Origin of the sequence: Blautia sp. SF-50 (assembly GCF_900101315.1) — a bacterium.
GTDB classification, from domain to species: Bacteria; Bacillota; Clostridia; order Lachnospirales; family Lachnospiraceae; genus Blautia_A; species Blautia_A fusiformis.
This window is the reverse complement of the sequence record NZ_FMUW01000031.1, coordinates 18,675-32,874: the sequence shown is the minus strand read 5'-3', so window position 1 is coordinate 32,874 and position 14,200 is coordinate 18,675. Positions and strand designations below refer to the sequence as shown.

The window sequence follows — 14,200 nt, the reverse complement described above, 5'->3', positions numbered from 1 at the left end:
GGAATGCATATATCTTAATCCACCAAGCCAAGGTGGTACGGATGAATATGCAAACCTCAGAATCGTACACAAAGATATAAAGAGCCTTATCTATTCTAATGACGTGAAAATCATCAAGTCCCTCATCGATTTATTCGATTGTAGGGCACCTGCCAAGATTGCAAAGCTCAACAAATGGAGAGCTAAAGCAGGATTGGAAGCAATTAACCTTATAACAATTAACCAGACTTTGAAGTAACTGTATTAGCAATAAAGACTTATCCCATGGAACGCCGTGTGCAATGAAAGTTGCTTGCACGGTGTGGCTCGGGGCGAAAGGCGTGAAAGCGTCTGACCTATCGAGATTTTTGCTGAACCAGCCACAGACTGCTAATTATTCTATTGAAATGTGGAAGAGATTTCGTAAGTGGGGTGGAATCATTACAGGAATCAGTCAGAATGTAACAGATTTTCTTGGCTCTCTGGCAGTAGAAAGTATTGTGGGAAACAGTGATTTTATCCTGATGTTAAATCAGCACAGCGGGGATCAGAAGATCCTTGCGGAGAAATTGAATATTTCCAAGCATCAGATTTCTTTTGTAAATAACAGTAATGCAGGAGAAGGGCTGCTTTTTTACGGAAATGTAATCATACCTTTTGCAGACAGATATCCGCAGGATACCAGAACCTATGCTTTGATGAGTACTAAACCGGATGAGATTCAGACTTAACGGACAAAAAAGCAGAGGTGAGGTACATTGGGAAAACAAAAATATACGGCGAAAGAGAAGAAAGTCAGCCGTATGACCAGAAATGGTCTGGTTGAGGAAAATCTTGCAACAAAGGAGACCAGAAAAGTTACAAACAGCGATCAGGAGTTGCCTTATAAACAGAAGGATGTAGAACAGGCATTTATTACTTCTGAAAAGAAGAAAAACTCTCATAAAAAAGCTGAAAAGAAACAATTTTCCGAAAAAGTTCAGGAGGGAAATCCTGCCAAAAAAGAAGAGGCTGCAAACAGTCCTCCGGGAAAACGAAAAACACAGGGACGGTACAGATACCGGGACAAGCCTGCAGGTGTATCTGTGGATTCAGCGGTAGAAATACGTGAGCGCAAAGAAAAACACAGGAGTCAGTATCAGCGACAGAAAAAGAAACAGCAGAGACTGCAGTTTGGAAAACTGGAGACAGATGGAAGTCTGAAGAAAGAAAAGAAAACTTCGGCTGAAACAGATGGAGGACATTTTCAGGCAGAGAAGAATGATGTTTCTACAAACCGAAAAAAAGGAAAGCAGAAATATAGCCGAAAAACAATAAAAACTTATCAGGAAGTGGATAAGGCTGCAAGAAAACAGGAAGCTGAGAGGCAGAACAAAATTCCGAAAGATTCTGTTTATACCAAGAAAACAAATGAGGAACAGAAAGCAAAGGTAAAGTACCATTTATATTTCGACAAAAAAACAGAGAAAACGGATGGTAAAAAGAAAACCTTGTCTTCTGTTCCAAAGAAAGCATTAAAAAATGCAGTATATCAGAAAGCAGGCGAAGACGAAGAGGAAAACAGTGCTGTAGATGCAGCACATAAGCTGGTGCGTTCAGGTGAGTGGATATTACAGGAACATAGCAGTAGAAATATCCGGAAGAACCGCAGTCAGATACATAAAGAAAACCGTTTAGAGAAAAGAGCCTGGAAGAGTGCATCCAGGTATCAATATCAGAAATATCTGGCAGAACATCCAGAGATGCAGAAAAAGCTGATCAGAAAATTAATACAGAAGCAGAGGATTAAGCGAGAGTATCAGATGGCATACCGGGCTGGGAAGATTGCAAAAGAAACAAAAGACACCTCAATCCGGTCAGTAAATCTTGCTACTAAAATTGCAAGAAAGGCACAGGAAGTATTTGTAAGAAATGTAACTACTCTGATCTCAATGGGGTTGTTATTGATTTTGCTTCTTTCCGTAATGACAGGATTTGCTTCCTGTTCGGCTATGTTTTCTAATGGAATTTCTACGGTAATCGCTTCCAGTTACATTGCGGATCCGGACGAAATTGAAAAAGCAGAGTTGTATTATACGCAGTTGGAAGCCAGTCTTCAACAGAAAATAAACCAGATGGAAGCCCGGTATCCAGGAAAAGATGAATACAGATATAACATTGGTGAAATCGGCCATGATCCCCATACATTGATCAGTTATCTGACTGCCAGGTATGGGGATTTTAAGTTTGATGAGATAAAAGGAGAACTGGAAACAATTTTTTCTTTACAGTACGGAATCACCGTAGAGGAAAAAAGTGAAACCCGGCAGGAAACATCTACAATACAGGTAGGGCAGTCATTGGGAAATGTTGTGACCAGTGGATACTGTAACTGTCCTATCTGCTGTGGCGTGTGGAGTGGAGGACCAACTGCTTCAGGGGCAATGCCACAGGCTAATCATACGCTTGCGGTTGATGCTGCAAACCCATTTCTTCCAATGGGGACGAAAGTAGTGATGAATGGGATTGAGTACACCGTAGAAGATACTGGAAACTTTGCCCAGTATGGTGTCCAGTTTGATGTTTATTATGATAATCACGCAGTAGCTGAGGCACATGGTCATCAGACCTGGGAATGTTTTCTGGCAGAGGGCAATCAGAACTCTGTGGAAGTTACCCGTACAGTAACTGCAGATGTACTGAATGTTTCTGTTCAGGCAAAACCGCTTAGAAGTGTTATTCTGTCCAGAATGGAAGAGGATGAGCAGGAAATTTATGAAGAGGTCTATTCCAACAGAGGAAATTTACAGACATATAAAACTCCGGTTGAGTTAAACTGGTATGCCTATATCAGTACCTATTATGGGTATTCTGTAAACAATGGAACCGGGCAGACACAACTTCACAGAGGTGTGACGGTTAATGTACGACAGGGAACAGAAGTGAAGTCAGCGATGAATGGTTTTGTTGTAGATGTAGGATATAGCGGAACTTTTGGAAATTATGTAGTTACGCAGGATAAAAAAGGTGTGCAGATTAAATACGCTTATCTGCAGAGCATTTCGGTAGCAAATGGTCAGGAAGTAACAACAGATACTGTAATTGGTACAACGGGAAGTACAGGAAGTGCAACCGGAAGCCAGTTATATTTGGAACTGGTCAAAGATGGGGAATATTATAATCCTGTTTTTTATATCAGTACCGGAGATAGCGGGCTGTATGGTGGAGGCGGCAGTTATGATGATGAGACTGTGCGGAGATTATTTGCGGAAGCAGACAAATATCTTGGTATGCCGTATGTATGGGGCGGTTCCAGCCCGGAGACTTCTTTTGACTGTTCTGGTTTTGTAAGCTATGTGTTTACCAATTCGGGTGTCTGCAATATGGGAAGACTTACTGCACAGGGAATTTATGACATTTGTATGCCTGTATCACCAGAAGAAGCAAGGCCAGGAGATATTATCTTTTTCACTGGGACGTATGATGCGGGAGAGCCGGTTACCCACGTAGGAATTTATGCCGGAGATGGACAGATGATCCATTGTGGAAATCCAATTCAGTATACGTCCATTAATTCTGCATACTGGCAGTCTCATTTTTATGCTTTTGGCAGGCCATAAGGAGGGGCGTATTTGAACATTGAACGAATAAAAGAAGAACTTGCAAGAACCTACGTTAAGATTGAAAAGCTACAGAAAAAAGCAAGGGATCTGGAAGAACAGAAGAAACAGGCAGAGGATATGGAGTATCTAAAAATTATCCGAAGCAATGGAGTTTCCGCAGAGGAACTTCAGTTGATGATTGATATCAGCAAGGAGGAACAAAAAAAGATATTGGAAACCAGAGAAAAGGAGCAGACAGAAAATGAAGAAATTTCATAAAAGAGCAGCTGTATTTTTAACCGCAGCTACGTTAGCAGGACTTCCGGCAGGAGCTTTCTTTTATAGTTCGCCCGGAAGTCTGACTGTATGGGCAGATAATGTAGAAGTGGAATCATCAGAAGAAAGCAGCCCGGAAGATGTTGATTTTTCAGATGGATCAGAAGCTGAAATTCTTGCAGATCCAGTGGAACAGGCACAGGAAGATGCAGGAAATGATGTGACGGAAACACCAGAAGTAGGGATTACCTTTACAGAACCCGAAGGCTGGCAGACAGATACGGCAACCGTAAAAATTCAAGTGGAAGATACAAAGAATACAGGTGCTTTTTCTATTGCAAAAGTAGAAGCAAGACTTTCAGAAAATGGAGGATGGTCAGACATAACCGGAAATATGGAAGTATCCATCTCTTCTAATTGTAGTGTTTATGTGAGAGTTACCGATCAGAATGGAAATACTTATGAGCAGAATCGTTACATAGAGTGTTTTGATAAAACCAAACCAACTATTATTGCGGCTGCGAAGAATGGGATACTGATCGTGCAGGGAGTTGATGCGGAATCGGGAATTGCTGCTTTGTATGTCAATGGAAATGAATTCACAGAACTGACGAATAATACGTTAAATGTCCGTTTGCAAAAAGCGGATACTTCCTATGAATACTTTACCCTGCAGGCAAAAGACAAAGCAGGAAATATGTCAGAGATCTATAAAGTAGGAAACCCTTATTATGAAAATCCAGATGCAGTAAAAGAGAATACAGAGGTTTCCGGAACGGAGCAGAATGCAGCTTCTTTGCCAGCCGATGGAACTGCAAGTAAGCCCACCAGTGCTACGGCAACCGTAACGGAACATCAGACAACGAACGAGACTGCTACTGCACCAACAGAACCAGAAAACACAGGAAATGAAACGGATACAGAAGCAGATACCGGACGGGTGCAGGGAGAAAGTTCTGCTTCCGGCATGACAACAGGAACAGTTCAGGACAAAGGGGGAAAGGAATTTTATACGATCAAGACAAAAAGTGATAAGGTTTTTTATCTGATTGTAGATAAGGATAAAACGGATGAAAATGTTTATCTTCTTACAGAGGTAGGCGAAAATGATCTTTTGAACTTTACGGATACCAACATGGTCACACTTCCACAGAACCAGGCTATTGCAGAATCCGCACTGCCACTTGAAACAGAGAAGCTCACAGAGACATCGGAACCAGAAGTTACGATCATACCGGAAGAAAAGGAAGAACCTGAGAAGAAAAGCAATAATTCCGGCACGATTTTATTAATGCTGCTGGTTCTGGCAGGAGTTTGTGGTGCTTACTATTATTGGAAATTTATGAAAGGAAGAAATACTTCTTTTGATTATGAAGAGGACGAGGACGACGATGAGGAGGAAGAAGATACAATTCGTGAGGATGATGAAGAATTAGAAGAATATGAAATGGAAGGTGAAGTAGAAGACGAAGAATCAGAGGAATAACTTTGTTTCACTTAATTACAGCGACAGGTGCAGAAAGGAGATAGAAAATTGCAGCTTGTAATTGCGGAAAAACCCAGCGTAGCCAGAAACATTGCGAAGGTGCTTCATGCCACAAACGTAAAAGATGGCTACCTGGAAGGAAAAGAATATCTGGTTTCCTGGTGTATTGGGCATTTGATTGAACTGGCTAGTGCGGATCAGTACCGGGATGACTGGAAAGCATGGAAATATGAAACACTTCCCATGATTCCGGAGAATTGGAAATATCAGATTAAAGAAAGTACCAAAGGGCAGTTTCGGGTTTTAAAGGAACTGCTTCACAGAGCAGATATCACAGAAGTTATATGTGCAACAGATGCAGGAAGAGAAGGGGAGTTGATTTTCCGTCTGGTATATAACCAGGCAGAATGTAAACTTCCCTTTAAAAGACTGTGGATTTCTTCCATGGAGGAAAAAGCAATTCTGGAAGGATTTCAGCAGCTGAAAGATGGACATGAATATGATGATCTTTATTATTCTGCAGTGGCGCGAAGTGAAGCAGACTGGCTGGTAGGAATTAATGCCACCAGACTGTTTACGGTACTGTATCACCATCGGTTGATTGTAGGTCGGGTGCAGACACCTACACTTGCAATGCTGGTGGAACGGGAAAAGAGCATCGAGAACTTCCAGAAAGAGAAGTATTATCTGGTTCATCTTCTGATGGATGGATTGGATGCTGTAAGCAGCCGGATAAAAGAGAAAAGTGCTGCCGTTCAGATGATGGAGGATATGAAGGATGAAACTGCACAGATTCTTTCAGTAAAGAAAGAGAAGAAAAAGGTACAGCCGCCGAAATTATATGATCTGACCACATTACAGAGGGATGCAAATCGTCTTCTTGGATTTACGGCACAGCAAACCTTGGACTATACCCAAAGCCTTTATGAGAAGAAACTGGTGACGTATCCAAGGACGGATAGCCAATATCTTACAGATGATATGGAAGAAAATGCTCTTCTGGTTGTCGGGGCAGTAAATAGTATGTTTCCTGAAATGTCAATAAAGGGTTCAGAACCAGATATAAAGAGACTTTTGAACAGTAAAAAGGTATCAGATCATCATGCAATTATACCAACGGTAGAAATTACAAACATGGATTTAAAAGCACTTCCGGGTGGAGAAAAGGAAATTCTCATGCTGATTGCATCAAAGTTATTATGTGCATCGGAACAGGAATACATATATGAGAGTATTAAGACTGAAATTTCCTGTCATGGAGAACTGTTTACTGCATCTGGAAAGAATGTTCTCCAATATGGATGGAAAGAAGTGGAAGAACGGTTCTTTAAATCATATGGGAAAAATGCAGAAAATCCAGAAGAGGAGGAAAGTGATTTTCCAGATATAAAAATGGGACAGGTATTTGAAAGTGTTGTTGTAAAATTTAGTGAACATTTTACAGCACCGCCGAAGCATTATACGGAGGATACACTTCTTAGTGCCATGGAACACGCTGGTAGCTCGGAAATGACAGAAGACGCAGAGAGAAAAGGTCTTGGGACTCCGGCTACCAGGGCGGCGATTATTGAGAAGCTGGTCGAGAAAGGTTTTATTGAGCGTAAAAAGAAGCAGATATTACCGACAGCAGATGGAAGAAATCTGATCAGGATTCTTCCGGAAATGATCAAATCACCAAAACTTACAGCAGAATGGGAAAATGATCTGACACTGATTTCCAGAGGCCAGAAAAATGTAGAAGAATTTCTCTTCGAAATTGAAAAAATGGTTACCAAATTGGTAAGTGATAATGGACAGCCAGTGGAAGAATACCAGAAACTATTTTCAGATGGTCGGAAAGAAATTGGAAAATGCCCAAGATGCGGCAATAAGGTTTATGTGGGAAAGAGAAATTATTATTGTTCAGGAAGTGATTGCAGTTTTACTTTATGGAAAAATAACCGATTTTTTGAGAGTCAGGGAAAAACACTTGATGAAGCAACTGTCAGGAAGCTGCTGAGTGAGAAGCAGGTGCATTTCAAAGATCTGGTATCAGAGAAAACAAAAAGGAAGTATGAAGCAACTATAAAGATGGAGGTTTCAGAAACCGGAAATCCAAAGTTTCAGTTGATTTTCCCGGAACGGAAGAAAGGAAAAAAGAATGAAGAATAAAAAAAATATGAGAAGATTTTTGTCGGGATTCTTGGCAATGCTTACAGTGTTATCTACAATTCTATCTCCAATACTGTCCTATGCGGCAGATGTAGTGCCAGTGCCAGAAGAGCCACCGTTATACGAAGAGGTAAAAAATGAACTTGATGCAGATGAGGTGGTAAAAGCAAAAGATCTGGAACTGGAAACAGGCAGTATTTTTGAAGTGGAGAAAGATTTTACCGGACTGGAAATACCAGATGAAAAAAAGGTGAAGATCACTTTCCATGAGGCAAAAAATGAGGAAAAGCAGGACTTTACAACAGATTACGAAGATACATACAAAGCTGTTTATTATGTAGAGCCAGTAAGTGGCCACCCAATTTATCAGATCAATCGTAAGCTGATTGTAAAGGAAGCGGTGGTGCAGGTTGCTGAATCTGAGAATCAGGAATCTGTAAGCAATCAGGAAGATGAGAATGAAGCAGAAGGCGAGGAACCAGCCATAGGCACTGCAGAGAGTGAAGAACCTGTGCAGGATGAGGTAAATGTAGAAATTCCGTCAGAGGATGGAATCTATGAAGAAGTAACTCCGACAGAAATTCCGGTTGAGGAAGAGCCAATAGATACACCAATCCCGGAAAACCCGTCTGAGGAAGTTTCAACAGAAGAACCTGCCATAGATGATAATCCGGATACAGACAGCACATTTGAAGAAATTACAGATACAGATCCGGAAGAAATGCCAGAGGCGACAGACGACTCTTTTACAGATGGAACAGAGAAAACAGAAGATGCAGATGGAAATTATCAGGTAAATATTGTTCGTGGAGAGGAATTTCATATTGAGCTGAACCATGAAGATGGACAGTATCAGCCAGGAGAAACCGTTGTTTTTTCCGGAGATATGCCGCAAGGCAGCTTAATTGCAGTAGGAACAACAAAAGTACAGGCAAACCAGACAGAGAATACAGAAGATTTATTGTATTCTGAGGTGACTTATCACGAAGAATCGGATAAATTCAGTTTTGAAATGCCAGCAGATGACATTGATCTAAGTGTTTCCATGGATCAGGCAGAAAACGGTATCATGTTACTTGCAACCGATACTCCATGGGATGATGCAACAAATATTGAAGCAAATAAATATTACTATTATTCAGATGGCCAGCTTCATCCGTTTGATACAGTTATGGGACAGGGTGGAAATGACAGCTACAAATATGTTCGTTACAAAGCAGGCGGAAAGACTTATACAGTAAATGCGTATTGTATGCAGCACTCCATGCAGTCACCTCCAAGTGGGACAACATATAAAAATATGGTTGAACTGGATGAAGGCGGAGATGATAAATATTTGAGAAAAGCCTTATTCTATGGATATGGCGGTCCAGGATGGGGACATACATTCAATGGATATAATGTAAAATCCATTATGGAAAAATATGGATGCAGTTCTGAGACAAGAGCCATGCAGCATTACCTGGTTGACTATTTATATGATGGCGAATCCGGATTTGGAGGTGCGCTTTCTACAACCGCTAAAAATATGCTGAAAGAGATTAAAGCAGCTCTTGCTAAAATGCCTGATCCGACAGCAATGAAACTTCTTCCAGGACTTTCCGTTAATGCAACGGGAAAGGAAACAGAAAGTTTTACCTGGAAGGCAAATGAAGCATTTACCATTACCATTCATCTGGAGAACGGAGTAAGCCTTGTTAATGAAACCACAGGAAAAACGGCATCTGGAAATGTCACTGTAAAGGGTGGAGAGAAATTCCATCTTGTAGCTACAACAGCCAATATGGGTAGCCTGAAAGGAAAGTATGCGATTACATCTAATTTCCCTTTGGATTTCCATGCAATGCTCTTAAAATTGGAGAGTTCACAGGACATTGGTTTTGGCTACTATACAGATTCCTCTGACCTGCAGATTACAGTTGACTGGCCGGAAGAAGCAGTTATTGAAATTACAAAGAAAGATGGAGATACTGGAAAAAATCTAGCTGGAGCCGTGTATGGGGTATATAGTGATAACGCCTGCACAAAGCTGATTGCTAAAATGCCGCCAACAGACAGCAATGGTTCTTCACGTGTAACTCTTACTAAGACACAGGATACAGTTTACTTAAAGGAAATTACAGCACCAGAAGGTTATGTTGTCCAGGCTTCCTCTTATGGAGTGAAATTAGTAGTTGGCAGTACGACCAAACAGACTGTAACGGACAAAGAGCAGAAAGGAAATCTGACCGTTTATAAAGAGGGTGAGGTTTTCGTAGGAGCTGTATCTGATGAAAATGGAACTTTATTCCAGTATGAGAAACGCCGTCAGAAAGGAGCCGTTTATAACGTATATGCTGCCGAGGATATTGTAACAGCAGGTGGAAAAACAGTTTACAAAAAAGGCGCAGAAGTAGCGAAAAATCTGATCACAGGTGAGAACGGTTCTGTAACGGTAAAGAATCTTCCGCTTGGAAGCTATAATGTAACAGAAGCACAGGCCCCGGAAAATTTTTATAATGCAAAAGAAACAAAAAAAGTAACCATTTCTTATGCAGGGCAAACTGCAGAAGCGGCTTTCTCAGAGACTACCTTTACAAATGACCGTCAGAAAGCAGTGGTGCAGGTGATAAAGAAAGACAAAGATACTGAAAATACACTATCCGGAGGGCATTTTGCTCTGTTTGCAGCGCAGGATATGAAAACTGTGGATGGAAAAGTAGCAGTAAAAAAAGATGCTCTGATTGAGACTGCAATTACTGGTACTGATGGAAAAGCAGCATTTAAAGCAGATCTTCCAGTGGGATTTTCTTATTATGTAAAAGAAGTCCAGGCTCCGGCTGGTTATGTCAGAAATGAGAAAGATACTTATTCTTTCCAGTTCAGTTATACCAATGATGAACAGGCAAAAATTTCTTTCAGTCATACTTTTGTGAATGACAGGGTCAGTGCTGCAATCTCTTTGAATAAAAAAGATGCCGAGACAAAAGAAAATAAGGCACAGGGAGATGCTTCCCTGGAAAATGCGGTGTATGGACTTTATGCAAGAAACGACATTACCCATCCGGATGGAAAGACAGGCGTTATTTATAAAGCCGGAAGCCAGATTTGTACGCTAACTACCGATAAAGAAGGAAAAGCAAGGATAGAGAATCTTTATCTTGGAGAGTATTACATCAAGGAAATTACCCCATCCGTAGGATATCTGGCAGACGAGCATGAATATGATCTTGTATGCAGTGATGAAGGTGATCTGACAGCGGTTGTAGAAAAAGAGTGTACCTCACTGGAAACGGTGAAGAAACAGCCGTTTGAACTTATTAAAGCTGCCAATAATGGAGACACAGATGCTGCATTACTATCCGGAGCTGGATTTAGTGCATATCTGGTATCTTCTTTGGTGGTAAAAGAGGATGAAAATTATGATTTTTCCTCTGCAGAGCCGGTTGTGATCGGTGAAAATGGAGCAACGGAAATTTTTACAAATGAAAAAGGCTATGTAAAATCCATTGCAATTCCATATGGAACATATCTGGTGAGAGAAACTACAACACCCCATAATTACAAACCTGTAGATGATTTTATTATCCGGATTACAGAGAATAAACCAACAGAGCCGCAGACATGGAGAGTTCTTTTGGATAAAGAATTTTCTGCAAAACTGAAAATTATCAAACAGGATGATGAGACTAAAAAATCTGTTCTAATTCCGGGAACAGAGTTTAAAATTTATGATATGGATCATGAAAAATATGTAGAGCAGGTAACTACATATCCGACAACCGTTACACATATCTCTTATTTCACAGATACAGATGGATATCTGATCCTGCCGCAGAATTTAAAAATCGGTCATTATAGAATCGAAGAGGTAACAGCACCGGACGGTTATACCATTAACAAAAATTATGTCGAAATACAGGTGGACACCAATACCCTGTATCAGACTGATCCGGTATCAGGTGATGCAATCATTGAAGTTGTATATGAGAATCATCCGGTGAAAGGAAAACTCACTGTACAGAAAAAAGGAGAGGTTCTTTCGACCTATAAGAATGATTTTAAGTATGAAGTTCAGAATCTTTCCGGTGCAGTATATGAAGTGTATGCTGCAGAGGATATTTATACAGCTGATTTCCAGAAAGATGACACAGGAAAAAGAATCCTGAAATATGCAAAGGGTGAAAAAGTTGCAGAACTGACAACGGATGAATCCGGAAAAGCAGAGCTTGATAATCTGCCTCTAGGAGAATACAAAGTTGTAGAAAAGACTGCACCGGAGGGATTTGTATTAAATGAAGAAGAACAGAAGATTTCTTTCGTCTATGCAGACCAGGATACACCAGTGATCTCACAGAGTGCAGAGTTTATAAATGACCGCCAGAAAGTAGAAGTGTCAGTTGTGAAAAAAGATGCTGAAAATGAGAAAGGGCTTTCTGGAGCAGAGTTTGGTCTTTACGCAAAAGAGGATATAAAAGCAGGGGATAAGGTACTGGTAAAAGCAGACGAACTGCTTACAAAAGCGGTAACAGGTGAAGATGGAAAAACTGTTTTTGAGCAGGATCTGCCATTTGGAACTTATTATATAAAAGAACTGGCAGCACCAGATGGTTTTGTATCTTCAGATGAGCAGATTGAGGTGACTGCGAAATATCAGGGACAGGAAGTAAAAACAGTAAAACTGGAAACCGTTTTTAAGAATGAGCCGACAACAACTGAATTTACAAAATCAGATATTACAACAGGTGTGGAACTTGACGGAGCAACACTGACGGTTTTGGATTCAGACGGAAAAGAAGTAGAAAAATGGACTTCTGTAAAAGGAAAAGCTCATGTAATAAAAAGACTCCATGTGGGAAAAACCTACACACTTCGGGAAGAGTTTGCACCATATGGTTATCTGCAGGCGGAGGAAGTGAAATTTACAGTTTCTGATACTGCAGATGTTCAAAAAGTAGAAATGAAGGATGCTGTTCCGGTTGGACGAATCATCATCAATAAAAAAGGTGAATTTGTCAAAGAAGTTACCTGGAAAGATATGCTGGCAGGCGGCATGGACGCAGCATTTGGCTATGTTACAGGTTCTTTGAAAGATGTTACTTTTGAAATTTATGCAGCGGAGGATATCAAGGCTGCAGATGGGGAAAGCAGTGATTATTATAAAAAGGACGAACTGGTAGCAACAATTACGACAGATGCTCTTGGATATGCAAGATCAGAAGATCTTCCTTTAGGCAAATATTATGTAAAGGAAAAAGAGACGGCGGATGGATATGTTCTGGATGGAGAAATCAGAGAGGTTGATCTGACTTATCGTGATCAGAATACTCCGGTTGTGACTTATGATGAGGACTGGCAGAATAACCGCCAGAAAGCAAAAGTAACTGTAGTTAAGAAAGAAAAAAATACAGACCGTGTTCTGGAAGGCGGAGTATTTGCACTTTATACAAAGAATGATATTTTAAATGCAGAAGGCGAAGTAATCCTGAAAGCAGATACCATGATCGAGCAGAAAGCTACGGATCAGGATGGAAGGATTGTATTTACGGCAGATCTTCCAATCAATGGCAGCTACTATGTAAAAGAAGTGCAGGCTCCTGCTGGATTTGTGACAACAGAAGAAATCAAGGAATTTGATTTTGCTTATGCGGGAGAAGAGGTTGCAGAAGTATCCTTTGAGTTCACTTATGAAGATGAGCCAACTACTTTTGAAATCACAAAATCAGATATTACAACCGGGGAAGAATTACCAGGTGCAAAACTGAAAGTATCCGATTCAGAGGGAAACGTTGTGGATGAGTGGACATCCGGAAGCACACCACACATCATTAAGGAACTGGAAGTTGGAAAGAAATATACATTAACAGAGACAATTCCTGCTGATGGCTATGCAACTGCAGAATCCATTACGTTTGTAGTAGAAAATACTGCAGATATACAGAAAGTAGAAATGCAGGACGATACAACAAAAATTCTGATCAGTAAAGTTGATATGACAGATGGAAGCAGCGAGGTCAAAGGTGCTAAACTGTATATTCTTAATGAAAACCAGGAAGTTATGGAAAGCTGGACATCTGGTGATCAGCCCCATTATGTAGAGAAACTTCCAATCGGTACTTATACATTATTGGAGGAAACAGCACCGAAAGGCTATATTGTGGCAAATAAAGTGACATTTGAGGTTAAGGACACCGGAGATGTTCAGGGAGCCAAAATGGAAGATGAACAGGCAATGGGCAAGGTAATCTTAAATAAAACAGATAAAGACACCAAGAAGCCAATGAAAGGTGTAGAATTTGCCCTTTGTGACAGTAAAGGTAAAGTTCTGGAAACTCTGGTAACAGACAGTGCCGGCCATGCAGAATCAAAGAATTATCCGATTGCGACTTTTAAGAATGGGCAGTATAAAAAAGCAATCACATATATCCTGAAAGAAACAAAAACACTGGATGGCTATCAGCTTGATGAAACCGAGCATAAGATTCAGTTTGAATATGTCAATGACCGTACTCCTGTGATTGAATATACTCTGGATCTGACAAATAAGAAAGCTCCGGAAAAAGACACTCCGGAAACATCAGAAAACCAGGGAGTCAGCACTCCTGTTTCCCATGGTTCTGATGCGACTTCTGTATCCAATTCACCAAAAACAGGAGATAATACAAATATTGCTATTTTTGTGCTGGCGCTTGCAGTATCAGCAGGATGTCTGGGAACTGTAGTGACAGTTAAGAGAAAACGCAAATGA

The 14,200-nt window shown here is 40.6% G+C and carries 5 protein-coding genes and 2 pseudogenes; all 7 read left to right on the top strand.

All coding sequences use genetic code 11. The annotated features are described in order from the left end of the window. Positions 1 to 238: pseudogene (locus tag BLP57_RS18095) on the top strand (hypothetical protein); the annotation flags it as partial. A 94-nt stretch (positions 239 to 332) separates the two neighbouring features. Next, positions 333 to 710 (top strand): annotated as a pseudogene (locus tag BLP57_RS14610) (VirB4-like conjugal transfer ATPase, CD1110 family); the annotation flags it as partial. Between the two features lie 27 nt (positions 711 to 737). After that, the gene (locus BLP57_RS14605; protein ID WP_242872642.1) at positions 738 to 3,578 is read left to right on the top strand and encodes a CD1108 family mobile element protein; all 2,841 of its coding nucleotides are present in this window, start codon (positions 738 to 740) and stop codon (positions 3,576 to 3,578) included. Between the two features lie 12 nt (positions 3,579 to 3,590). Beyond that, on the top strand, positions 3,591 to 3,839 hold the full coding sequence (locus tag BLP57_RS14600) for a DUF4315 family protein (RefSeq protein ID WP_021652602.1): 249 nt from the start codon (positions 3,591 to 3,593) through the stop codon (positions 3,837 to 3,839). Continuing rightward, on the top strand, positions 3,823 to 5,322 hold the full coding sequence (locus BLP57_RS14595) for a CD1107 family mobile element protein (protein WP_092072753.1): 1,500 nt from the start codon (positions 3,823 to 3,825) through the stop codon (positions 5,320 to 5,322). Before BLP57_RS14600 ends, BLP57_RS14595 begins: the two co-directional genes overlap by 17 nt. 48 nt (positions 5,323 to 5,370) lie before the next feature. After that, the gene (locus BLP57_RS14590; protein ID WP_092072749.1) at positions 5,371 to 7,473 is read left to right on the top strand and encodes a DNA topoisomerase 3; all 2,103 of its coding nucleotides are present in this window, start codon (positions 5,371 to 5,373) and stop codon (positions 7,471 to 7,473) included. Beyond that, a complete protein-coding gene (locus tag BLP57_RS14585; protein WP_092072746.1) occupies positions 7,463 to 14,200 on the top strand; it encodes a SpaA isopeptide-forming pilin-related protein in 6,738 nt (2,245 codons plus the stop codon). The genes BLP57_RS14590 and BLP57_RS14585 overlap by 11 nt, the downstream gene beginning before the upstream one ends.

What these genes read in the sequence shown, in the direction of transcription:
- BLP57_RS14595 (WP_092072753.1), top strand. Translation starts at nt 3,823, where the DNA reads ATGAAGAAATTTCATAAAAGAGCAGCTGTATTTTTAACCGCAGCTACG.
- BLP57_RS14585 (WP_092072746.1), top strand. Translation starts at nt 7,463, where the DNA reads ATGAAGAATAAAAAAAATATGAGAAGATTTTTGTCGGGATTCTTGGCA.